22 protein-coding genes and 1 riboswitch are annotated in these 23,039 nt (G+C 74.3%); of the genes, 11 read left to right on the plus strand and 11 right to left on the minus strand.

The window, feature by feature from the left end; translation table 11 throughout:
• Positions 1-139: 139 nt before the first annotated feature.
• Positions 140-583 (plus strand): ATP-binding protein, encoded by a 444-nt coding sequence (locus tag IG94_RS0127060; RefSeq protein ID WP_031042576.1) that lies wholly within the window; start codon positions 140-142, stop codon positions 581-583.
• A gap of 13 nt (positions 584-596) precedes the next feature.
• Here IG94_RS0127060 and IG94_RS0127065 read toward each other — a convergent pair whose 3' ends face one another.
• The 3 genes from IG94_RS0127065 to IG94_RS0127075 form a co-directional block, all read right to left on the minus strand.
• On the minus strand, positions 597-1,268 hold the full coding sequence (locus IG94_RS0127065) for a response regulator (RefSeq protein WP_031042580.1): 672 nt from the start codon (positions 1,266-1,268) through the stop codon (positions 597-599).
• A complete protein-coding gene (locus IG94_RS0127070) occupies positions 1,265-2,464 on the minus strand; it encodes a sensor histidine kinase (RefSeq protein WP_031042585.1) in 1,200 nt (399 codons plus the stop codon). Before IG94_RS0127070 ends, IG94_RS0127065 begins: the two co-directional genes overlap by 4 nt.
• Before the next feature lie 121 nt (positions 2,465-2,585).
• On the minus strand, positions 2,586-4,874 hold the full coding sequence (locus tag IG94_RS0127075; RefSeq protein ID WP_043484638.1) for an MMPL family transporter: 2,289 nt from the start codon (positions 4,872-4,874) through the stop codon (positions 2,586-2,588).
• Positions 4,875-5,081: 207 nt separating this feature from the next.
• Between IG94_RS0127075 and IG94_RS0127080 the strand changes: the two genes are divergently transcribed.
• The 3 genes from IG94_RS0127080 (at position 5,082) to IG94_RS0127090 (ending at position 9,083) form a co-directional block, all read left to right on the plus strand.
• Complete coding sequence (locus IG94_RS0127080; protein ID WP_031042590.1) at positions 5,082-6,428, plus strand: APC family permease; 1,347 nt, start codon at positions 5,082-5,084, stop codon at positions 6,426-6,428.
• A gap of 93 nt (positions 6,429-6,521) precedes the next feature.
• Positions 6,522-7,184: a TetR/AcrR family transcriptional regulator gene (locus IG94_RS0127085; protein WP_031042593.1), complete on the plus strand. Its 663-nt coding sequence runs from the start codon at positions 6,522-6,524 to the stop codon at positions 7,182-7,184.
• A gap of 276 nt (positions 7,185-7,460) precedes the next feature.
• On the plus strand, positions 7,461-9,083 hold the full coding sequence (locus IG94_RS0127090; protein ID WP_031042596.1) for an MFS transporter: 1,623 nt from the start codon (positions 7,461-7,463) through the stop codon (positions 9,081-9,083).
• A gap of 17 nt (positions 9,084-9,100) precedes the next feature.
• On the opposite strand, the gene IG94_RS0127095 is transcribed toward IG94_RS0127090, so the two are convergent.
• The 7 genes from IG94_RS0127095 to IG94_RS0127125 all read right to left on the minus strand — a co-directional run bounded on the left by IG94_RS0127095 (position 9,101) and on the right by IG94_RS0127125 (position 14,571).
• Positions 9,101-9,952 (minus strand): ATP-binding cassette domain-containing protein, encoded by an 852-nt coding sequence (locus IG94_RS0127095; RefSeq protein WP_031042599.1) that lies wholly within the window; start codon positions 9,950-9,952, stop codon positions 9,101-9,103.
• Positions 9,949-10,698, minus strand: a complete 750-nt coding sequence (cbiQ, locus tag IG94_RS0127100) for a cobalt ECF transporter T component CbiQ (RefSeq protein ID WP_031042601.1) — start codon at positions 10,696-10,698, stop codon at positions 9,949-9,951. Before cbiQ ends, IG94_RS0127095 begins: the two co-directional genes overlap by 4 nt.
• Positions 10,699-11,055: an energy-coupling factor ABC transporter substrate-binding protein gene (locus tag IG94_RS0127105; protein WP_031042606.1), complete on the minus strand. Its 357-nt coding sequence runs from the start codon at positions 11,053-11,055 to the stop codon at positions 10,699-10,701.
• Positions 11,052-11,750, minus strand: coding sequence for an energy-coupling factor ABC transporter permease (locus IG94_RS0127110; RefSeq protein ID WP_031042610.1), 699 nt, complete (start codon positions 11,748-11,750; stop codon positions 11,052-11,054). Before IG94_RS0127110 ends, IG94_RS0127105 begins: the two co-directional genes overlap by 4 nt.
• Before the next feature lie 30 nt (positions 11,751-11,780).
• A riboswitch (cobalamin riboswitch) is annotated at positions 11,781-12,029 on the minus strand.
• Positions 12,030-12,063: 34 nt separating this feature from the next.
• A complete protein-coding gene (locus IG94_RS0127115) occupies positions 12,064-12,633 on the minus strand; it encodes a potassium channel family protein (protein WP_107060702.1) in 570 nt (189 codons plus the stop codon).
• The gene (locus tag IG94_RS0127120) at positions 12,630-14,030 is read right to left on the minus strand and encodes a chloride channel protein (RefSeq protein WP_031042616.1); all 1,401 of its coding nucleotides are present in this window, start codon (positions 14,028-14,030) and stop codon (positions 12,630-12,632) included. Before IG94_RS0127120 ends, IG94_RS0127115 begins: the two co-directional genes overlap by 4 nt.
• 79 nt (positions 14,031-14,109) lie before the next feature.
• Entirely contained in the window at positions 14,110-14,571 is a 462-nt protein-coding gene (locus IG94_RS0127125) for a DUF7144 family membrane protein (protein WP_031042619.1), read from the minus strand.
• 430 nt (positions 14,572-15,001) lie between these two features.
• Between IG94_RS0127125 and IG94_RS0127135 the strand changes: the two genes are divergently transcribed.
• The 5 genes from IG94_RS0127135 (at position 15,002) to IG94_RS0127155 (ending at position 18,855) form a co-directional block, all read left to right on the plus strand.
• Complete coding sequence (locus IG94_RS0127135) at positions 15,002-15,397, plus strand: cell division protein SepF (RefSeq protein WP_031042621.1); 396 nt, start codon at positions 15,002-15,004, stop codon at positions 15,395-15,397.
• Between the two features lie 139 nt (positions 15,398-15,536).
• Complete coding sequence (locus IG94_RS0127140) at positions 15,537-16,700, plus strand: AAA family ATPase (RefSeq protein WP_031042624.1); 1,164 nt, start codon at positions 15,537-15,539, stop codon at positions 16,698-16,700.
• Positions 16,697-17,092, plus strand: coding sequence for a nucleotide pyrophosphohydrolase (locus tag IG94_RS38870; RefSeq protein WP_043484643.1), 396 nt, complete (start codon positions 16,697-16,699; stop codon positions 17,090-17,092). Before IG94_RS0127140 ends, IG94_RS38870 begins: the two co-directional genes overlap by 4 nt.
• A gap of 178 nt (positions 17,093-17,270) precedes the next feature.
• The gene (locus IG94_RS0127150) at positions 17,271-17,741 is read left to right on the plus strand and encodes a DUF6099 family protein (RefSeq protein ID WP_031042630.1); all 471 of its coding nucleotides are present in this window, start codon (positions 17,271-17,273) and stop codon (positions 17,739-17,741) included.
• Positions 17,742-17,931: 190 nt separating this feature from the next.
• A complete protein-coding gene (locus IG94_RS0127155) occupies positions 17,932-18,855 on the plus strand; it encodes an LLM class F420-dependent oxidoreductase (RefSeq protein WP_031042632.1) in 924 nt (307 codons plus the stop codon).
• 120 nt (positions 18,856-18,975) lie between these two features.
• On the opposite strand, the gene IG94_RS0127160 is transcribed toward IG94_RS0127155, so the two are convergent.
• Positions 18,976-20,298, minus strand: a complete 1,323-nt coding sequence (locus IG94_RS0127160; RefSeq protein ID WP_052410875.1) for a cation:proton antiporter — start codon at positions 20,296-20,298, stop codon at positions 18,976-18,978.
• A gap of 194 nt (positions 20,299-20,492) precedes the next feature.
• Between IG94_RS0127160 and IG94_RS0127165 the strand changes: the two genes are divergently transcribed.
• On the plus strand, positions 20,493-21,716 hold the full coding sequence (locus IG94_RS0127165; RefSeq protein ID WP_031042637.1) for an arginine deiminase: 1,224 nt from the start codon (positions 20,493-20,495) through the stop codon (positions 21,714-21,716).
• Positions 21,717-21,905: 189 nt separating this feature from the next.
• Complete coding sequence (argF, locus tag IG94_RS0127170; RefSeq protein ID WP_031042641.1) at positions 21,906-22,934, plus strand: ornithine carbamoyltransferase; 1,029 nt, start codon at positions 21,906-21,908, stop codon at positions 22,932-22,934.
• The last annotated feature ends 105 nt before the right edge of the window (positions 22,935-23,039 follow it).

Below are 23,039 nucleotides of genomic sequence, written 5' to 3' on the forward strand. Positions count from 1 at the left end.
CGTTGCCCCTTCCAACAGGGCCCGCCGCCCGCGAGGCACGCGAACGGACCCGTACAGGCCCGTACGCGACCCGTACAGCGCGTCCGGGTACGCCGAACCTCCCTGTTCAGGCTATTCACAGTGACGGGATGGTCACCCTGTGAATGCAGAAACCGCCGCTCCGGCCCGCCCGTTCACCGTGCTCCTCAGCTCCACCCGACGCGGCGCCCGCCTGGCCCGCAGCCTTGCGGTGAGCCAGCTCATCGACTGGGGCGTCCCGCACGCGGCACCCGTCGTCGCGGACACCGGCGCCGTCACGGCGGAACTCGCCGCCAACGCGGTCGCCCACGGTCGGGCGCCGGGCCGGGACTTCCGGCTCACCCTGGCGCTGGTGCCCGCGGCGGGCCGGCTCCGCATCGCCGTGTCCGACACCCGCCCCGGCCTGCTCCCGCCGCGTCCCGGCACGCTGGACGTCCCGTCTTCCGAGGCGGAGGGCGGGCGGGGCCTGCTGCTCGTGGAGGCCCTCGCGGCCGACTGGGGCTGGACGGCCGACGATCCCGTGGTCAAGACCGTCTGGGCGGAGCTCGGTCTCCCTCCGGCCTGACGCGGCCGACGCGCTACGGGCGTGGGCGGACCAGGCCGCTCTGGTAGGCGATCACGACGAGTTGGGCGCGGTCGCGGGCGTGGAGTTTGGTCATCGCGCGCTGGACGTGGCTGCGTACGGTCAGCGGGCTGACCACGAGGTGCCCGGCGATCTCGGTGTTGGACATGCCGTGCGCGACCAGGGACATGACCTCGCGTTCGCGCTCGGTGAGGGTGGTCAGGCGCGCGGGCGGGGCCAGCGGTGCCTCGGCGTCCGGTGTGGCCAGGAAGCGGGTGATGAGGGTCCGGGTCGCCGCCGGGGAGAGCAGGGACTCCCCGGCGGCGACGGTGCGGATGCCGGTCAGGAGGACGTCCGGGCCCACGTCCTTGCCCAGGAAGCCGCTGGCGCCCGCCCGCAGGGCCCTGGCGACGTTCTGGTCGTTCTCGAAGGTGGTGAGGACCAGGACCCGGGTGGCCGCCAGGTTTGGCAGTGAGCAGATGTCGGCGGTGGCAGTCAGTCCGTCGGTGTCCGGCATGCGGAGGTCCATGAGGACCACGTCCGGTACGTGGACCAGGGCGAGGTCGGTCGCCTCCCGGCCGTCGGCGGCCTCCGCGACCACGGTCATCCCGGGATCCGAGTCGATGAGGATGCGGAAGGTGGCCCGCAGCAGGGCCTGGTCGTCGGCCAGCAGGACGCGGATCGTCATCGGGCGGCGCTTTCGTCGTGGCCGGGGAGCGGGCCGTGCAGGGGGAGGGCGCAGGCGACCTCGAAGCCGCCTCCCGGCAGGGGCCCCGCGTGGAAGGTGCCGCCCGCGGCGAGGGCGCGTTCGCGCATGCCGAGGAGGCCGAAGCCGGGGCCGGGCGGGGGAGCGGGGCGGGACCCGGCGGCGGTGCCGTTGGTGACCGTGAGGGTCAGGAAGCGTGCCCCGTGGGCCAGCCGCACCTCGGCGGTGGCGGGACCGGCGTGCTTGGTGACGTTGGTGAGGGCCTCCTGGACGATCCGGTAGGCCGTCAGGTCGAGCCCCGGCGCGAGCGGTCCCGGCTCGCCCTCCGTGCTGACCGTCACGGTCACGTCGGCCGCCGCGCAGGCCGCCACCAGGTCGGGCAGCCGGGCCAGACCCGGTGCCGGCGCCAGTTCGTCGTCGGCGTCGGTGTCCTGGCGCAGCAGGCCGACGGTGGACTTGAGCTCGCGCAGGGCCGCGGCCGTGGTGTCCGACAGCCGGCCCATGATGTCGTACGCCTGCTCCGGATCGGTACGGGCCAGGTGCGTCGCGACACCCGCCTGGGCGTGGGCCAGGGTGAGGTGGTGGGCGACGACGTCGTGCAGTTCGCGGGCGATGCGCATGCGGTCCTGGACGACGCGGTGGCGGGCCTCCTCCTCGCGTTCGCGGGCGATGTGCTCGGCTCGGGCGGCGGCGTACTCGCGGCGGACGCGCACGTAGCTGCCGAACGCCGCGGACAGCGGTACCCAGGCGGCCGGATTGACCAGGCCGATCAGCCACTGGTCGCGCAGCTCGTCGTGGAAGAGCCCGGAGGCCACCAGGGCCGCCGTCGCCACCAGAGCGGCGCACCAGCCGGCCCGGCGCCGGGCGCGCAGGCTGACGGAGTACTGCGCGACCATGAGCGGGCTCATGAGCATGGCGGTCACGAGGTGGCCCAGTGCGGACACGGTCACCACGCACAGGGTCGTCACCGCCAGCACCCAGAAGGGCCACCTGCGGCGCCAGGCCAGCGCCGCGCAGGCGAGCGCGGACAGCGCGACGCCGGCCCACATCGGGGGACGGCCCGGCATCACGCCGAACGAGAGGAAGCAGCCGGAGAGTGCGATCGCGAACAGGAGCGTGAGCGTGAGCGCCTCGGTGGTCCGGCGGCTCGCCACGCGGCGCTGCCAAAGGGTGCTCATGGTGTGCTCATCGCGCGTTCTCCGGGGGGGGGCTGGGGTGCCATCGTGACAGACGCGGGCCGCTGAGCCGTCGGAGACGGTGCCGCGGCCCGCGGGCGCGCCGCTCCGGGTGCGGAACGGTTCAGGTGCGGGCGGCCTCCCGAGGCTCCTGCGGCTGAGCGTCCCCGCCGGCGGGCGCCTGGACGGGCGCGGACCGCCCGGCGAGTCCGGTGCCCTCGATGTCGACGCGCGGCAGCAGCCTGTCGAGCGGGCGGGGCAGCCACCACGCCCTGTCCCCGAGCAGGGCCAGCACGGCGGGCACCAGGGCCATGCGTACGACGAAGGCGTCGAACAGCACCGCCACGGCGAGACCGAAGCCGATCGTCTTGATCATCGACTCGCCGGAGCCGACGAAGCCCGAGAAGACCGCGATCATGATCACCGCGGCGGCGACGACCACGCGGGCGCTGTGCCGGAAGCCGCCGATCACCGCCTGCGCGGGCCGCTCCCCGTGCACGTACGCCTCCCGCATGCGCGAGACCAGGAAGACCTCGTAGTCCATCGCCAGACCGAAGACGATGCCCACCAGGAAGACCGGCATCAGGCTCATGATCGGGCCGGCCTGCTCGACGCCCAGCAGTCCGGCGCCCCATCCCCACTGGAAGACCGCCACCACCGCGCCCAGCGACGCCAGTACCGACAGCAGGAACCCGAACGCGGCCTTGAGCGGCACCAGTACGGAACGGAAGACCAGCATCAGCAGGAGCAGGGAGAGCAGCATGACGACGGCGAGGTAGGGCACGAGCGCGTCCTGCAGTGCCTGCGCGACGTCGATGTTCATCGCCGTGCTGCCGGTGACCTCGAAGACCGCACCCGTCTCGTCCTCCAGGCCGGGACGCTCGGCCCGGATGGTCTGCACGAGTTCCTTGGTGCGCTCGTCGTTCGGCGCGGTGGCCGGAACGGCCGAGAACAGCGCGGTGTCGCCGGCGCCGTTGAGCTGGGGCGGGGAGAGCGACACGACGCCGTCCGTGCCCTCGATCCGCGAGGCTATCGCCGTCACCGCGGCCTGGGGATCCGCGGCGTCCCTGACGTCCGCGACGATCGTCAACGGGCCGTTGAACCCCGGGCCGAACCCGTCGGCGAGCGCGTCGTAGGCGCGCCGCTCCGTCGTCGTGACCGGCTTGGCCTCGTCACCCGGCATGCCGAGTTGCAGGTCGGCGGCGGGCAGGGCGAGCACGCCGAGGCCCGCCACGCAGGCCAGCAGCACGGCCACCGGGCGGCGCAGCACGAACCGCGCCCAGCGGGAACCGCCGTTGTCCGCCGCGCCGGTCCGCGGTTCGCCGGCGGTGCGTTCCCCGGTGGTGTGTTCGACCGCGGTGCGTTCGCCGGCGGTGCGGGAACCGCCGCGGCGGGCCGTGCGGGACAGGACGGCCTCCGGCCACATCGCGAGCAGGGCGGGCACCAGGGTCAGAGCGACCAGAACGGCCACGACCACCGCGCCCGCCGCGCACAGCCCCATCTTCGTCAGCATCGGCACGCCGACGACGGACAGCCCGGCCAGTGCGATGACGACCGTGAGGCCGGCGAAGACCACCGCCGAACCGGCCGTACCGACCGCGAGACCCGCCGCCTCCCGCGCCGCGTGCCCGCGCTCCCGCTCCTCGCGGTAGCGGGAGACCACGAACAGGGCGTAGTCGATGCCGACCGCGAGCCCCAGCATCGAGGCGAGCGTCCCGGTGGTCATGGACAGCCCGAGCGCGCTGCCGAGCGCGAGGATCGCGCAGATGCTGATCCCGACACCGACCACGGCGGTGAGCAGCGGGAGACCGGCCGCCGCCAGGGAACCGAACGTGATCAGCAGGACGACCGCGGCGAGGCCGATACCGACGGCCTCGGCCGCGCCCCCGGTGGCCGGCTGCGAGGCGAGCGCGTTGCCGCCGACCTCCACCGTGAGACCCGAGTCGCGGGCCTCGTCGACGGCGGCCTCCAGCGCGCTCCGGTCGGCGTCGGTGAGGTCGGCGGACCCGACCTTGTAGGTCACGGTGGCGTACGCCGTGGAGGCGTCCTCGCTCACCGCGTCCGCGGCGAAGGGGCTCACGGCACCGGCGACCCGCGGCCCGTCCCCGGCGTCCGCCACGAACGCGTCGACGGCGGCCCGGTGTTCGCCGGCGGTCACCTTCTCGCCGCCGGGCGCGATGAACACGACCCGCGCGCTCGCGCCGTCGGCGTCCGAGCCCGGGAAGCGCTCCCCGATCAGGTCGAAGGCCCGCTGGGCCTCGATGCCGGGAATGAAGGACGTGCCATCGTCACCGGCGGCCGGCGCCTTGGCCGCTGCCGCCCCGGCGACGCCGAGGAGCACCGCCCACAGCAGGAGCACGAGCCGGCGCCGCCCGAAGGCGGCCCGGCCCATGCGGTACAGGAAGGTAGCCACGTGTCTGGAATCTCCGCATCCGATCTTGGGTACCTCCCCAGACTCCCGGCCCCGGCCCCGCACGGCGTCGTGCGCCTGCCGTCACTTCCCGCTGGTGCGCCTGCACGAGAGGGCGCCCTTGTCTCCTCCCTGGGGAGGACTCGCCCGGACCGGTACCCGCGCCACGCCGCGGGCTTCGTTCCCGCCGTCCGGGAAACCTGGTGCGCCATGGCGAGACTCCGAACACGGCATTCCGCGGACACCCCCGGCGGCCCGGCACTCAAGCGCGCGCTGACCACCCCGCTGCTGTACTTCTTCATCCTCGGCGACGTCCTCGGTGCCGGTGTCTACGTCCTCGTCGGGCAGGTGGCGGCCGACGCCGGGGGAGCGGTGTGGGTGCCGCTGGCCGTCGCGCTGCTGCTGGCGATGCTGACCGCCGCCTCCTACGCCGAGCTGGCGACGAAGTACCCCCGCGCGGGCGGCGCCTCCCACTACGCCACCCGGGCCTTCGGGCCGTTCGCCGGTTTCGTGGCCGGGTTCTGCATGCTGGCCGCCGGCGTCGTCTCCGTGGCCGCACTCGCCCGGGGCTTCGGCGGCGACTACCTCTCGGAGTTCGTGACGCTGCCCGTCGGACTCGTCGCCGTGCTGTTCCTCGCCCTGCTCGCGCTGGTCAACGCGCGCGGCATCAAGGAGTCGACCCGCGCCAACGTCGTCGCCACCGTCGTCGAGGTCGGCGGCCTCCTGGTCGTCGTCGCCCTCGGGGTCTGGCTGATGGTGCGCGGCGACGGCGACCTCGGGCGGCTGGGGCAGCTGGGCACCCCGGAGAAGGGGGCCGCGGCGGCCGTACTGAGCGGCTCCGTGCTGGCGTACTACTCCTTCGTCGGCTTCGAGACCTCGGTGAACGTCGCCGAGGAGACCCGCGACCCCCGCCGGTCCTACCCGCGGGCCCTGTTCGGTGCCCTCGCCACCGCGGGCGCCGTCTACGTGCTGGTGGGCATCGCGGCGTCCGTCGCCGTGCCGACGGCCACGCTGGCCCGGTCGAGCGGGCCGCTCCTGGAGGTCGTCGAGGAGGCGGGCGGCGTGCCGACCCGGCTGTTCAGCGCGATCGCCCTCGTCGCCGTCGCGAACGGTGCCCTGCTCACCGGGATCATGGCCTCCCGCCTGACCTACGGCATGGCCCGCGACGGGCTGCTGCCCGCCGCGCTGACCAAGGTGCTGCCCGGCCGCCGTACGCCGTGGGCCGCGATCGCCGTCACGACCGTGCTGTCGATGCTCCTCGCCCTCACCGGCAGCGTCACGACCCTCGCGTCCACCCTGGTCCTGCTGCTGCTCGTGGTCTTCCTCATGGTCAACACGGCCGTCCTCGTCCTGCGCCGCGACGCGGGCGAGAGCGACCACTTCCGGGCGCCGACCGCGCTGCCCGTCCTGGGCGCCGCCTCCTGCGTCGCCCTCGCCACGCAGATCGAGGCCGAGGTGTGGCTGCGCGGGCTGCTGGTCGTGGCCGTCGGCGTGGTGCTCGCCGCGGTCGCCGCCGTACGGCGGGCCGGACGGGCGCACGACGGCGAGCGCGGGTAGGGCGGGCGCGGGGAGGAGGCGTGCCGTGCGGCGGGCCCGGGTGCCAGAATGGTCGTCCCGACCGCCTCCGCCGCACCGTCCCCAGAGGTTCCCGTGACCAAGCCCGCCGCCCGTGAGCCGCAGCGTCGCAACGCGCGGTCCAACCGGGCGCGGATCCTGGCCACCGCCCGCCGGGAGCTGGGGCGGAACCCGGACACCACGCTGGAGGAGCTGGCCCGCGCCGCCGGTGTCGTACGGCGCACGCTCTTCGGTCACTTCCCGGGGCGCCCCGCGCTCCTGGAGGCCCTGGCCGAGGAGGCGTCCGAGGCACTGCGGGGCGCGACGGCCGACGGTGCCGAGCGCGCCGCCGCCGACCCGGACGAAGCGGCCGAGCGGGCCCTGGCCCGGTTCACGCTGCTGATCTGGCCCGTGGGCGACCGCTACCGCATGCTCCTGGCGCTCGCCCGGCACGATCTGGGCGAGGAGCGCGTGGCCGAGATCCTGGCCCCGGCGCGCGCCGAGGTGACCGCCGTACTGGAACGCGGCCAGCGGGACGGGGCCTTCCCCGCGCACCTGCCGCCCGCCGTACTGAGCGCCGGGCTCGAGGCGATGATCGTCGCGCTGCTCGAACAGGTCAACACCGGTGCGCTCGCGGACGACGGCACCCGTGTCACCGTCGCCATGCTCATCGCGGCGGGTGTGCCGGAGCGGCGGGCCCGGGCCGTGGTCGAGGACGTGCGCGCGGCGTCGGCAGCGCGGCCCGCCCAGGGCGAGTAGGTCACGCAGTACTCCGCCCCCCGGTGGCTCTCGCGGTGCCCGAGTCGGGCGCGGCGGCGCCGTTCCCACGCAGCACTCCCGCACAGGGCTGTCCGCACACCCTGTCCGCACAGGGATGTCGTCGTGCCCTTCCTCATCCCTTCCCGCGGGTCGGGGCGCGTCATATTTGCACGCTGGTGTGCAACAAACTACGCTCTACGTGTCTGCACATCGATGGGCAAGTAAGCAAGTGACTCGCCCCTCGCTCTCGCCCTCGCTCGCTTCCGGGAGCCCCCCATGCCCCTACTGGCCACCACCCCCGTCGAGAAGATGACCGGGCCCTACGCCCGCCGCTGGTGGGCGTTGACCGTGCTCTGCCTGAGCCTGCTGATCGTCGTCATGGCCAACACGTCCCTGATCGTGGCCGCGCCGGACATGACGGCCGACCTCGGACTGAGCAGCAGCGACCTGCAGTGGGTCATCGACGGCTACACCGTCCCGTACGCCGCGCTGATGCTGGTCCTCGGCGCGATCGGCGACAAGTACAGCCGGCGCGGCGCCCTGGTCACCGGGCTCGTGGTCTTCGCGGGCGGGTCGGTGATGGGCAGCCTGGTGCACGAGACGGGGCTGGTCGTCGCGGCCCGTGCCGTCATGGGCGTCGGTGCCGCCGTCGTCATGCCGGCCACGCTGTCGCTGCTGGTCGCGGTCTTCCCCAGGGGCGAGCGGGCCCGGGCCATCACGGCCTGGACCGCCACCTCCGGTCTCGCCATCGCGGTCGGGCCGCTGGTCGCCGGCTGGCTCCTGGAGGACCACGCCTGGGGCTCGACCTTCCTGGTCAACGTCCCCGTCGCAGTGCTCGCCGTCGTCGGCGCGCTCGTCCTCGTACCGCCGTCCAGGGCGGCCGGCACGGGCCGCGTCGACTACGTCGGCGGCCTGCTCTCCATCGTCTCGGTCGGCAGCCTGGTCTACGCGACCATCGAGGGCCCGCACTTCGGCTGGGGCGCCGGTCCGATTGCCGCGGCCGTCGTCGCCGGGGTCGGGTCCGTCGCCTTCGTCGGCTGGGAGCTGCGTCATCCGCACCCCATGCTGGACGTGCGGCGGTTCCTGCAGCGGCCGTTCAGCGGCTCCATGCTCGCGGTGCTGTTCTTCTTCTTCGGCACCTACGGCGCCATCTACTACGCCACTCAGTTCCTGCAGTTCGTGCTCGGCTACGGCGCCCTGGAGACCGGCGTACGGCTGCTGCCGCTGGCCGGGGCCGTGTTCGTCGGCGCCGCGGTGACCGGGCGGCTGACCCCGAAGCTGGGCGTCAGGGCCATGGTCGGGTCCGGCATGGCGATCGGCACCGCCGGTGTCCTCCTGCTGGTCCTGATCGACCAGGGCTCCACCTACGCCGACTTCCTCGCCCCCATGCTGCTGCTCGGCCTCGCCATCGGCCTGAGCGTCTCCCCGGCCACCGACACCATCATGGGCTCCTTCCCGGAGAGCGAACTGGGCGTCGGCGGCGGCGCCAACGACACCGCCCTCGAACTCGGCGGCTCGCTCGGCATCGCCGTCCTGGGCTCCCTGCTCGGCACCGCCTACCGCGACGAACTCGCCGGCCTGGTCGGCGACCGGCTCCCGGCCGCCGCCCTCGGCACCGCCCAGGACTCCGTGGGCGGCGGACTGGCCGTCGCCGAGCGGCTCGCCACCGACCCCGCTGCCGGACCCGAGCAGGCGCAGGCCCTCGCCGACGCCGTGCACCGGGCCTTCGCCCAGGGCGTCTCGACGACCAGCCTCGTCGGCGGCGTCATCATGGCCGCCGGCACGGTCGTCGTCCTCGCCGTGCTGCCCGGCCGCCGCGCCCGGAAGGCGGCCCAGGAGGCGGCCCAGGAGGAGACGGCCGAGGGCCGGGACGCCGAGCCGAGCCGCTCCGGCGGCTGAGCGGTCCGCGCCCGGCGTCAGTCGGCCAGCGCCGCCAACTCCTCCGGTGTGCGCGGGCCGGCCGCCGTGTCCGCCAACAGGCCCCGCGCGCGGAGCAGTCCGGCCGCCGCGACGCCCCACGGCAGCCGCAGGCCCGCCCGGCGCAGCAGGTCGGTGCGGGCCAGCGTCGCGGCGGTGGGGCCGGTGTGCAGGCCGTCGGGGGTGAGCAGCGCGGTCTCGTCCGACCAGCGCAGGGCGAGATCGACGTCGTGGGTCGCCATCACCACCGTGGTGCCGCGGGCGCGGAGCCGGTCCAGGGTGGCGAGCAGCCGTTCCTGCCCGTCCGGATCGAGACCCGCGGTCGGTTCGTCGAGGATCAGCACCCTGGGCCGCATCGCGACCGCCCCCGCGATCGCGGTCCGCTTGCGCTGCCCGTACGACAGCAGGTGCGTGGGCCGGTCGGCCAGGGCCGCGATGTCGAGCGCGGCCAGCGCCTCCCCGACCCGCGAGCGGACCTCCGCGTCCGGCAGCCCCAGGTTGAGCGGCCCGAAGGACACGTCCTGGCCGACCGAGGCCGCGAAGAGCTGGTCGTCGGGGTCCTGCACCACCAACTGCACCGTGGTCCGCAGCCGCGTCAGCCCCTTGCGGCCGTACGCGACCGGCTCCCCGTCCACCGCCAACGTCCCCGCGCTCGGCCGGAGTCCGCCGCTCAGCAGCCGCATCAGCGTGGTCTTGCCGCTGCCGTTGCGGCCGAGCAGCGCCAGCGCCCGCCCCTCGCGCACCGCGAAGTCCAGCCCCGTCAGGACCTCGGGACCCTCCTCGTACGCGAAGGACACGCCGCTCAGGGCGACGGGGTCCGGCCGCGCCGCCGACCGGGCCGGTCCGCTCACGACAGGGGTCCTTCCAGGACGAGGGAGAGGGCGGCGAGCGCCGCGAGGAGCGCGCCGCTCGCCGCCGTGAACGGCACCGAGACGCGGGCCTCGGGCACCAGCACGCGCAGGGTGCCGTCGTAGCCGCGCCCGGCCAGGCCCGACTGGAGCCGCGCCGCCCGGTCGAAGGCCCGCACGAAGGCGGTGGCGCCGAGGCCGCCCAGCGAGCGCCAGGCAGCCGCCCGGGTGGTGTGCCCCAGCCGCGCCGCCTGCGCCTCCCGGACCCGGCGCACGGAGTCGAGGAGCAGGAAACTCATCCGGTACGTCACCAGCGCCACGTCCACGACCGCCGCGGGCACCCCGGCCCGCACCAGCCTCGGCAGCAGGTCGGACATCGGCGTGGTGAACGCGAACAGCAGTACCCCCAGCGAGGCCGCCGAGGTGCGCAGCAGCAGCCCGCCCGCGCGCGCCGGACCGCCCTCGGCCGCCGACAGGAACCCTCCGGCGCCCCCGACCTGCACCAGCAGGGGCAGCGCCCCCGTCACACAGAAGCCCAGCGGCACCCGGTACGCCCGCCACAGCCGGCGCCCCGGCACGCCCGCCGGGCCGAGCAGCACCGTCAGCGCCGTCACCAGCACCAGCGCCGCGCCCGGCCAGGGCGGCAGCGAGATCGCGAGCACGGTCAGGCCGAGACCGAGCACGGCCTTGTCCACGGGATGGCGGCGGCGCCACCGGCTGCTGTGCGCCGCCGCGTCGATCGGCAGCACTCAGTCCCCTCCGGGGGTGTCCGCCGGTGCGGCCGTGGCCCCGGAGGCCGCCAACGCCCGCTCCTCGCCCTGCCGCCGCCCCCGGCGCAGGCCGAAGTAGTACGCCAGCACGCCCGCGCCGAGCGCCGCCTGCAGCGCGAACAGCGCCGACTCGACTTCTCCGGACGGCGGTTCGTACAGCGGCGAGAACCAGGGCTCGTAGTCCGGTTCGATCTCGGTGATCGCCGTCTCCGCCTCGGCGTCGGCCCCGGCGAACGGCTCCTCCTTGTGGTCGCCGAGCCCCAGCACCAGCGGCAGCACCGCGAGCGCGGCCACGGCGATCAGCAGCAGGACGTTGATCCTCGCGTTGCGGCTCATCGGGCCACCGCCTCCTGCTTCCGCTCGCCGGACCGGGTCAGCAGCACGCCCAGCCGGGTCAGTTCACCCTTGCTGGACTGCACGAGGAGCCGCATCACGATCACCGTGAGCAGGCCCTCGCTCACCGCGAGCGGGACCTGCGTGACCGCGAAGATCGAGCCGAACTTGCCGAGCGCGCCCAGGAACCCGCTGCCGGGGTCGGGGAAGGCCAGCGCCAGCTGCACGCTGGTGACGCAGTACGTGGACAGGTCGGCGACGAACGCCCCGAAGAACACGGTGACCATCAGCGGCACGTCCCAGCCGCGCAGCAGCCGGTAGACGCCGTACCCGGCCCAGGGGCCGGCGATCGCCATGGAGAAGACGTTGGCGCCGAGCGTGGTCAGTCCGCCGTGGGCGAGCAGCAGCGCCTGGAAGAGCAGGGTGATCGTGCCGAGGACCGCCATGATCGGCGGCCGGAAGAGGATCGCACCCAGGCCGGTACCGGTCGGATGCGAGCAACTTCCGGTGACGGACGGCAGTTTCAGCGCCGACAGGACGAACGTGAAGGCACCGGAGGCGCCGAGGAGCAGCGTGCTCTCCGGGTGCTCCCTGACCTCACGGGTGAGTGACCGGACTCCGTGGACGACGAACGGCGCGGACGCGACACCCCAGGCGATCGCGTGCGCCGGTGGCAGAAAGCCCTCGGCTATGTGCATGGCTCAGCAGACCCTCTCCAGCACCTCGTGGATGGACGACGCGCCTTGGCCGGTCTCCTGGCTTACGGGTACCACCGCCCGTGCTCCGCCTTCCCGGACCGCAAGCGATCCAGTGGCTGCCCGCTGGGGCCTGTCGTCACCTTCCCGCCCGCCCTTCGGGCGGACGACGGGCATGTGACGACAGGCCCCGGGGCCGGAGCCGGACTTCCCGATTCACAGTGGCGAGGGCCGCACCGGCATCACACCGGTTTCCCGTTCACCAAGGCGTGGCGACAGTAGTGCGCCGCCGGGGGAGGGCACAAGGAGGCCTCCGTCACCGTCCGCCTCGGCCGCCCCGTTCCGTGCGCCGGACCACCATGTCGCGCATCCGGGTGGTCAGCGCCGTGGCGGCGGCCGTGAGGAAGACGAAGCTGTACGTGATCTGCAGCACGGTCACGACCCGCGCGGCCTGGCCCCGCGGGGTGATGTCGCCGTACCCGACGGTGGCGAGCGTGACCACGGTGAAGTACAGCGCGTCGACCCGGGTGCGCAGGCCGCTGAACTCGCCCGGCTGCTTGGCCAGGGAGTAGTACGCGGCCGAGAAGACGTGCACGGACAGGACGATCAGCAGGGAGATGACCACACCGGGGTGGCTGTCCGGACGGTCGACGAGCACGTGCCGGACCTGCCGGAGCAGCAGCACGGCCACGGCGGTCAGCAGCACGGTGAACACCACCCAGCTCAGCACGGGCCGCTGCGGGCCCAGGTGGTCGAGGGGAAGCAGGAAGTAGGCGGCGACGGTCGCCGCCGCGATGCCGGTCCGAACGAGCCAGGGCCGGACGGCGCCCCACCCGGTCCGGGCGCCCGGAGCCCGGGGGCCGCCCGGTGCCCGGGGGCCGGTCACCGGGCCCCTCCCGGCGTCGCTGTCGGCCCTGCCGGTCCCGTCGGCCCCCTCGTCGGCGCCGCGCCCGCGGTGGGCGTCGCCCCCGCGTCCGGGCGGGTCCGGCGCACCAGTTGGGAGACGACGAAGGCGACGACCGACGCGACGACGATCAGCGGCATCTGGTCGTGGGCGTCCCGGCCGGTCAGCAGCACCGCCAGCACCGCGCTGGCCAGCGGCAGCCCCGTGACCGCGGCCGCCGCCGACGAGATGCCGAGGGCGAGGGCCGGGGTCACGCCGAAGCCGGGGAGGCCGGAGCAGGCCAGGGCCGTCGCCGTGCCCAGCAGGACGGCCGGGAAGATCGGACCGCCGCGCAGACCGCCCAGTGCGACGGCCCAGGCCAGTCCCTTGCACGCGACCAGCGCCACCAGCGCGCCCACGGACCAGGCGTGCGGATCGGCGGCGAGCCGGGCGAGAGTGGCCTGCCCGGACAGCGCGGCCTCGGCCGGGGAACGGCCGGTGATCAGCGCGTACGCGGCGAGGCAGACGCCGACCGCGGTGGCGCAGGCGACGGTGCGCGGGGCCGTGCGCTGCCGTGTCCAGGCGGCGGTGCGGTGCCCGAGCCCGCGGGCGAGCGTGACCAGTACGGCGATCAGGGCGGCCGCGGGCAGCCCCCACAGGAAGTCGCCCGCGTCCGGACCGGCGACGGGCGGCAGGTCGGGCAGGGCCAGCGCGCCGATCTCCAGACCGGTCCAGTGGCCGAAGCCGGTGAACACCAGGGCGCCCGCGGCGCTGGCCAGCAGGCACGGCAGCAGCAGCGCGACCAGCCGCGCCCCGGCCAGACCCGCGCCCTCGACCAGCAGGACGGCCGCGGCCACCGGACCGCCGAGGATGGTGGAGATCGCGGCGGTGGAACCGGCCGTGGCGACGATCGCGCTCGCCCCCGGGTCCTTGCCCGCGCCCGCCCGCCGCACCGCCAGCAGGGCGAGCCCGCTGCCGACGGCCATGAGCGGCGCCTCGGGACCCAGCACCACGCCGAGCGGCAGCGTGGCCAGCGCGGCGAGGACCGCGCCGGGCAGCTCCCGGGGTCCGACGGGCGCGCCGCCCAGCCCGTCGACCGGCAGGTGGCCGCCGCCGCCCGGCAGCCGCGTCACGATCGGCGCCAGGACCAGCCCGGCCAGGACGAGCGCGGGCAGCGGCCACCACCAGGGCGGGGCGGCGTAACCGGCCGCCCCGGGCAGCGACGTCCACACCCAGTGCTGCAACGCGTGCTGGAGGCCGACGAAGAAGAAGCAGGCGAGCGCGACGGGCACGCCCAGCAGCACGGAGAGCAGCAGCAGCCGCCGGTAGCCGGGACTGAGCAGGGTCTGCCGCAGTGACTGTTCGGCCCGGTCCGGCACCGCGTTCGCCGGGGCGGTCACGGCACCCTCCGGCGCGCTCCCCGCACGAGCGGCGGCCCACTCGTCACGTGCCCTCCTTCGTCAGGCCGGCGGCCCCCGCTCAGGCGCGGGACGCGCTCTCCTGGCGGTTGGCCAGGGCCCAGATCACGAACACGTCGATGGCCATCATGATCACGGACCAGACGGGCGAGTACGGCAGGAACAGGAACTGCGCGACCAGGCTCAGCGAGGCGAGCACGATGCCCGCCGTCCGCGCCCAGGCCATGTCCTTCAGCAGCCCGTACCCGGTGGCGAACACCAGGGCTCCGAGGACGACGTGGACGACGCCCCAGCCGGTGAGACTCATCTCGTAGACGTACGTGCCGATCCGGGCGTACACGTCGTCCTCGGCGATGGCCGCGATGCCCTGCAGGGCGGCGAGCGCGCCGCTCAGCAGCAGCAGTACGCCCGCGAAGACGACACCGCCCCGCACCCAGCCGTCGGAGCGGCCGGCCGGCCCGCCCGGCCAGGCGCCCTCGCCGCGGGAGGGCCGTCCGGGAGTGGGTTCGGCGTGCTGGCTCATGTGGGGAGTCCTCTCTGCGTGTCCCCCCGGTACGGGACCTCGGCCCGCCGCCGCGGACGGCACCGACAGGCCGTTTCGAGCCTGCGGCCCCCCGCACCCCCCGTCCACGCGAACCCGCCGGACGGGTGAGCCCCACGACACCCGCCCCTACCGCCCCCGGACGCCGCGCAGCCTTCGGGCCAGGGCTGTCACGATCGCCGCCGAACCCGCGGCGGCCAGGACCGTGCCCGTCAGGGCCAGGGCCTTCGCGCGGTGTCCCGGAGCCTGCGGCCCGGCGCCCGGTGCGGTGGCGTGTGCGCTGCCCGCGGGGCGGGGCGCAATCGTCGGACACGGAGCGTCGCCGACCGTGTCGCAGTTGGGCCGAACGGGTGACTTGGCGTAAGAATTGGCTGGTGCAGGAAATGACGGCGAGTGAAATCGGGGGGAGCCGGTGAACAGCCACGACGTCACCGATGAACAGTGGGAGGGGCTCGCCCAGGTCGTTCCGTTGCGCGGGCGCGACGCGTGGCCCTCGTCGGTCGGCCACCGGGCGATGCCGGAGGCGGCGACCGAGCACCGAAGGCGCTTCGTGGTGCTGCGGGTCAACGTGTTCGCGGACGCCCGCGAGGTCGCCGAGACCCTGATGGCGGGCATCCCGGTCCTCCTGGACCTGACCAGCGCCGAGGGCGACGTGGCCAAGCGGGTGCTGGACTTCAGTACGGGCGTCGTCTTCGGACTGGCCAACGGGATGCACCGGGTGGACCGCAACGTCTTCCTGCTGACCCCGGCCGGCACCGAGGTGAACGGGCTGATGGAGGAGGGCTCGGTCGGGGTGCCCGGCGTGTGAGGCCCCGCCCGGTCCCGGCGTGCGAGGTCCGGTCCCGGTGTGCGAAGTTCCGCCCGTTTCCGGCGCGGTGGTCCCCCGATCGTAGGAACGCCGTCCAGGCGTAACGGTTCGCCGCGTTGCGGAGCCCTACCGTCCGCATATGGCAGCGTCACCCGCGTCACCCGCGTCGACGGCGTCCCTTCCACCGCTTTCGGACCGGCCCCGCGTCACGGAGCTGCGGCTGTCCGCCTACGCCGGGCACCGCGGCTCGGTGCTGCGGCTCGGGCCGCTCACCCTGCTCACCGGGCCCAGCGGCAGCGGCAAGACCAGCGCGCTGCGGGCGTACGACGCCCTGGCCCGGCTCGGCGGCGGCGCGGAGCTGGGCGCGGTGTTCGCCGATCCCGTCGCCTGCGTGCCCGAGCGGGCCAGACCCGACGCCCAGCACCGCCGGGGTTTCCGCATCGGCTGCACGGTGGACGGGGCCGAGGGCCCGGTCCACCTCGACGTGGCCGTGCAGGCGGAGCCCGAACTGCGTGTCGTCGGGGAGCGGCTGACGGCGGACGGCGTCGTGCTGCTCCAGACCGCCCTGCGCGACCCCGGCCGCCGCGCCGTGCAGGCGGCCTGGCACACGGCCGGTCCGGCGCCCGTGACCCGCGCCCCGCTGCCGGACGACCGGCTCGGCACGCCACTGCTGCCGCTCAGGGTGGCCGGCAAGACGGACGGGCAGCGCAGGGTGCTGGCGGCGGCCGAGCAGGTGGTGGTCGCGCTGCGCTCCGTCTTCGCCTGCGATCCGCGGCCCGGCCGGATGCGGGAGCCGGTGCCCACCGGCTCCGGACGCCTGCTCGGCGGCTGCGACAACCTCGCCGACGTGCTGTGGCGCACCCGCGCCGAGTGCGGGCGGCGGCACGAGCAGTTCGTCGCGGCGGTGCGCGCCGGCTGCGCGGGCCCCGTCGCGGACGTGCTGGCCGAACCGGTCGTCGGCGGTGTCGTCCGCGCGCTCCTCGACCGGGGGGACGGCGTCCGCACCGGGCTCGCCCGGCTGGGCTACGGCGAACTGCGCTACCTCGCCCTCGCGCTGGTGCTGTTCACCGGCCCCGGGGTGCTGGAGGGCGACCCGGCCGGCGAGGTGCCCGCCGCGCCGCAGACGCTCACGGTCCTCGCCGACGGCTTCGACCGCGGCCTGGACGTGCGCCAGCGCGCGGAACTCCTGGACCTCGCGGCGCGGATGTGCCACCGCGGCCACATCCGCTTCGTCGGGTCTCTCGCCGACGCCTCGTGGGCGGCGGGGACGGACGGTGTCACGGTGGTACACCTGAACGCGTGACCGATCATTCTCCTGACCTCGTGGCCCTGCAGCGCAGGCTGGCCGAGTTCGCCGCCGCGCGGAACTGGCAGCCCTACCACACGCCTAAGAACCTCGCCGCCGCGCTGAGCGTCGAGGCGGGCGAACTCGTCGAGATCTTCCAGTGGCTGACGCCCGAGCAGTCCGCCCGGGTCATGGACGACCCCGGCTCCGCGCACCGGGTGCGGGACGAGGTCGCCGACGTGCTGGCGTACCTCCTCCAGTTCTGCCAGGTGCTCGGCGTCGACCCGCTGGCCGCGTTGGAGGCGAAGATCGAGCGGAACGAGTCCAGGTTCCTCGTGCCGGACCCGCCGGAGGGCCCGGCCGTCGGGGCCGACGGGAGGGCCGAGGGGCCGAAGCGAACCGGAACCTGAGGAGCCGAAGGCTCCGGTATCACTCTCCGGAGTCACCGGTCGATCAGGAGTCAACCTGGTGTCCGATAATTTCCGCCTTCCTCTAGCTTTTCGTCCCACACGCCTTCACTCTGGGTAGTGGACAACGGAGTTCGGGCGGACGCGCCGCGAGCGCGTCGGAAACAGACGGGGGCAGCGCATGGACGCTGTTCGGCTCATCGTGACGAGTGGGCGCGCCCTGGCCGCCGGCGGCCAGGTGCCGGACATCCTGACGGAGGTGTGGCAGGTGCAGGCCCTGGCGCAGGCGATCGGCAGCCGGCTGGCCGTCCACGGCCCGCCCGAACTGCGCGGCGAGGCCATCGGGTTGACCGAGCTGGCGGGCCGCGGCTGCGGAGTGCTGCACACTCCGCGGCTGGACCCCCGCGAGCTGCGCGCCGCCCAGCTCACCGAACTGGGCGACGCCCGCCAGGCGCTGATACGCCTGGGCACCCTGCTCGGCGAGACCGGCATAGCCCTCGTGGGAGTCGCCAGCGCCGCCGGCGACGAGGCCACGTACTGGCAGTGCATGGAGGCCATCGACGCCGCGGACGAGTCGCGGGACCGGGTCATGGAGATGCTGCGCAGACTGGCCGACCGCGACGCGGGATTACCGCAGCGGGCGGCGGGCTGACCCGCGCCGCGCGGCACCGGCCGCCCGCGCACACCCGCCGGCCGCTCCGGCGCACACCCGCCGACCGCCCGCGCACACCCGCCGACCGGCTCGCGCGCACGCGCGGGCTGACCCGCGCAGACCCCGCGCGCCGCGGACGGGCGGTGCGGTGCGGTGTGGTGCGCCCGCGCCGAGCAGGCAGGATGGGGACATGGATCTCCGCATCTTCACCGAGCCCCAGCAGGGGGCCACCTACGACACCTTGCTCACCGTGGCCAAGGCCACCGAGGACCTGGGCTTCGACGCCTTCTTCCGCAGCGACCACTATCTCCGCATGGGTTCCGTCGACGGACTGCCCGGCCCCACCGACGCCTGGATCACCCTGGCCGGCCTCGCCCGTGAGACCAAGCGCATCCGCCTCGGCACCCTGATGACCGCCGGTACCTTCCGGCTGCCCGGCGTCCTCGCCATCCAGGTCGCGCAGGTCGACCAGATGTCGGGCGGCCGCATCGAACTGGGCCTGGGCGCGGGCTGGTTCGAGGAGGAGCACAAGGCGTACGGCATCCCCTTCCCGAAGGAGAAGATCGGCCGCCTGGAGGAGCAGCTGGAGATCGTCACCGGTCTCTGGGCCACCGAGGTCGGCAAGACCTTCGACTTCCACGGCACGTACTACGACCTCACCGAGTCGCCCGCGCTGCCCAAGCCCGCGCAGGCCAGGGTGCCCGTGCTCATCGGCGGCCACGGCGCCACCCGCACCCCGCGGCTGGCCGGCCGGTACGCCGACGAGTTCAACATGCCCTTCGCCTCCATCGAGGACACCGAGCGCCAGTTCGGCCGGGTGCGGGCCGCCGCCGAGGAGGCCGGCCGCCCGGCCGGCGCCCTCACCTACTCCAACGCCCTCGTCGCCTGCGTCGGCAAGGACGACGCCGAGGTGGCCCGCCGCGCCGCCGCCATCGGGCGCGAGGTCGACGACCTGAAGGCCAACGGCCTGGCCGGCTCCCCGGCCGAGGTCGTCGAGAAGATCGGCCGGTATGCCGAGGCCGGCGCCCAGCGGATCTACTTCCAGATCCTCGACCTCGACGACCTGGACCACCTGGAGCTGATCTCCTCCCGGGTGCAGTCGCAGCTGACCTGACACCGCGGCACCGTGATGCCGCGGAGCCCCCGGGGGGAGCGGGCCCCGGGGGCTCCGCGCACCCGGCGCCCGTCCCGCCGTTCACCCGCCCGCGTCACTCGCCCGAGTCACCCGCCCGCGTCACTCGCCCTTTCCGGCCCCCTCGACACCGCCCTCGGCCGCGGCGTACGGCCGCACGGCGGCGTCGGACGGCGGTGCCGCGGGGCGGTCGCGTACCGCCAGGCGGCGGGTCAGCACGAGGAACGGCTGGGTCAGCAGCGTCGTGGCGAGGGCCATGAAGACCAGGACCGTGTAGAGCGGGGCGCTGACCAGTCCCGCCTCCAGACCGGCGTTCAGGGCGATCAGCTCGGTGAGACCGCGCGCGCTGAGCAGCACACCGACCGTGCGGGCGTCGTGCCGGTCCAGGCCGCCGAGCCGGGCCGCCACCTGCCCGCTGCCCACCTTCGTGACGACCGCCAGCACCGTCACCACCAGCAGCACCACCCAACCGGTGCCGGTCATGCTGTTCAGGGCCACGGACTGCCCGGAGAGCACGAAGAAGAACGGCAGCAGCAGGGAGCCGACCTCGTGCAGCGGGCGCAGCAGATCGGGGTCGAGCGTGCCGTCCTCCTCCCGGGGCGTCACCGCTCCGGCGAGCAGCGCCCCGAAGATCACGTGCAGTCCGAGCCAGTGCGTCACCCAGGCGGACCCGAGGGCGAAGCCGATGAGCAGCGCCAGCCGCAGCGAGGGCTCCAGGCGGGTCCGCCACAGCAGCCGGCGCAGCACCGGCCGGGCCGCCAGCGCCATCAGGGTGACGAAGCCGACCGCGAGCGCCGCCCGCCACGGCCAGTACAGTGCCGTCTCGCCCGCGCCGCTGTTGAGCATGGCGCCCGCCAGCACCGTCCAGCACACCGCGTCGAGGATGCCGGCCGCGGAGACCGCCACCACGCCCGGCACGGTACGGGTGAGGTTGTTCTCCCGCACGATCGCGGTCAGGACGGGCACCGCCGTTATCGTCAGGGCGATGCCCGCGAACACCACCGCGGCGGGGGACAGCTCCCGGCCGCCGCCCAGGTCGCGCAGGGTGTCCCGGAACAGCAGCGCGGCGCCGCACCCCACCGCCATCGGCACCACGAACGACGCCAGTGCCACGGTGACCGAGACGCGCGCCCGGTCACCCAGGATCTTCAGGTCCAGCTCGTATCCCACCGCGAAGAGGAACACCACCAGGGAGAACTGGGAGAACCCGGTCAGCGCCGGCCCGATCGCCGCCGGGAAGAGGGCGTCGTACGCCTGCGGGGCGAGCGCGCCGAGGAGGGAGGGGCCGAGGGCGATGCCCGCCGCCAGCTGGCCCACGATGTAGGGCTGCCCGAGCCGCCGGGCCAGTCCGCCGCCCGCGTGTGCGGCGACCAGGATCAGCGCCGACGCGCCCACGAGGTGGGCGACCAGCGCGTCCGGACTCAATGATGCGGGACTCGCGGTAACGAAACTCAACAGGTCTCCCCTCAAGCGCGGCCGGACGTTCCGGCCCCCGCCCGGGTATACCCAGCAGGACCGTGGTGCCCCTTCGTCGCACGGGGGCATGCGGAGGGCGCACTGTGGCCACCGGCACGCCGCCGCAGGGGGTGAACGGGCGTCCGAGTGGTCAGGATGGGGACATGGGATTCCACGTCGACTCCGAAGCCGGGCGGCTCACCCGCGTCATCCTGCACCGGCCGGATCTCGAGCTCAAGAGGCTCACCCCCAGCAACAAGGACGCCCTCCTCTTCGACGACGTGCTGTGGGTGCGCCGGGCGCGCGCCGAGCACGACGGGTTCGCCGACGTGCTCCGCGACCGCGGGGTGGCGGTGCACCTCTTCGGCGACCTGCTCACCGAGACCCTCGGCATCCCCGCCGCCCGGCGGCTCGTCCTGGACCGGGTCTTCGACGAGAAGGAGTACGGAGTGCTGGCCACGGACCACCTCCGGGCCGCCTTCGAGCCCCTGCCCGCCCGGGAACTGGCCGAGTGGCTGGTCGGCGGCATGACCAAGCGGGAGTTCCTGGACGCGCACCCCGAGCCGACCTCCGTGCGCTTCCACGCCATGGAGCTGGACGACTTCCTGCTCGGGCCGCTGCCCAACCACCTCTTCACCCGGGACACCTCGGCCTGGATCTACGACGGCGTCTCCATCAACGCGATGCGCTGGCCCGCCCGGCAGCGCGAGACGGTCCACTTCGAGGCGATCTACCGGCACCATCCGCTCTTCCGCGACCAGACGTTCCACCTCTGGTCCGAGGGGCAGGGCGACTACCCCTCCACCATCGAGGGCGGCGACGTCCTCGTCATCGGCAACGGCGCCGTGCTCATCGGCATGAGCGAGCGCACCACGCCCCAGGCCGTCGAGATGCTGGCCCACAAGCTGTTCGCCGCCGGCTCCGCGCGGACCATCGTGGCCCTCGACATGCCCAAGCGGCGGGCCTTCATGCACCTGGACACGGTGATGACGATGGTCGACGGCGACACCTTCACGCAGTACGCCGGGCTCGGCATGCTCCGCTCCTACACGATCGAGCCGGGGGCGGGCGAGAAGGACCTGAAGGTCACCGACCACCCGCCGGAGCACATGCACCGCGCGATGGCCGCCGCGCTCGGACTCGGCGAGATCCGGGTCCTCACCGCGACGCAGGACGTCCACGCCGCCGAGCGGGAGCAGTGGGACGACGGCTGCAACGTCCTGGCCGTGGAGCCGGGCGTCGTCGTCGCCTACGAGCGCAACGCCACCACAAACACCCACCTGCGCAAACGGGGCATCGAGGTGATCGAGATCCCGGGCAGCGAGCTGGGCCGGGGGAGGGGCGGGCCGCGCTGCATGAGCTGCCCGGTCGAACGGGCGGCGGTGTAGGACCGAGGGGGGAGGAGGCGAGCGGCGGTGCGAGGCGGGCCGCGGTGCAGGGCGGGCATGACCGGCGGGGCCGGCAGGACCGGCGGGGCCGGTTCGGGGACCCGGGGGAGGCTGGGTGTATAGAAATTCGGAGTATCGTATATAGTTCCAACAGTTCCCCGTTCCCGCCCGTATCCCTGGAGCGCCCCCATGGCGACAGTCCCGACCGCCCTCGCCGGCCGCCACCTCCTCAAGGAGCTGGACCTCACCGCGGACGAGTTCCGCGGCCTGGTCGAGCTGGCCGCGGAGCTGAAGGCCGCCAAGAAGGCCGGGACCGAGACCCAGTACCTGCGCGGCCGCAACATCGCGCTGATCTTCGAGAAGACCTCGACCCGCACCCGCTGCGCCTTCGAGGTCGCCGCCGCCGACCAGGGCGCCTCGACGACGTACCTGGACCCGGCCGGCTCGCAGATCGGCCACAAGGAGTCCGTGAAGGACACCGCCCGGGTGCTGGGCCGCATGTACGACGCGATCCAGTACCGGGGCGACAGCCAGCACAAGGTCGAGGAGCTGGCGGCCTTCGCGGGCGTTCCCGTCTACAACGGACTGACCGACGACTGGCACCCCACCCAGATGCTGGCCGACGTGCTCACCATGACCGAGCACGGCGACCGGCCCCTGACCGAGACCGCCTTCGCCTACCTCGGCGACGCCCGCTTCAACATGGCCAACTCCTACCTGGTCACCGGCGCCCTGCTCGGCATGGACGTGCGCGTCGTCGCCCCGAAGGCCTACTGGCCGGCCCAGGAGATCGTCGACCGGGCGCGCGAACTCGCCGAGACCAGCGGCGCCCGCGTCACGCTCACCGAGGACGTGGCCGAGGGCGTGCGCGGCGCCGGGTTCGTCGTCACCGACGTGTGGGTCTCCATGGGCGAGGCCAAGGAGGTCTGGGACGAGCGGATCAAGGCGCTCGCGCCGTACGCCGTGACCATGGACGTCCTGCGCGCCACCGGCAACCCGGACGTCAGGTTCATGCACTGCCTGCCCGCCTTCCACGACCTGGGGACCAAGGTCGGCCAGGAGATCTTCGAGACCCACGGGCTCGACTCCCTGGAGGTCACCGACGAGGTCTTCGAGTCGGAGCACTCGGTCGTCTTCGACGAGGCGGAGAACCGCCTGCACACCATCAAGGCCGTACTCGTCGCGACCCTGGCCCGGACGGGCCCCGCCCCGGCCTGAGCGGGCCCTATGCTGACCGGCGGAACCGGAGCCACCCCTTCCGGTGCCGCCGTCGCGACCACCGTCGCGTCCCCCTCGCACCACCAGAAACGAGCACCACCCGCC

Origin of the sequence: Streptomyces olivaceus (assembly GCF_000721235.1) — a bacterium.
Lineage (GTDB): Bacteria > Actinomycetota > Actinomycetes > Streptomycetales > Streptomycetaceae > Streptomyces > Streptomyces olivaceus.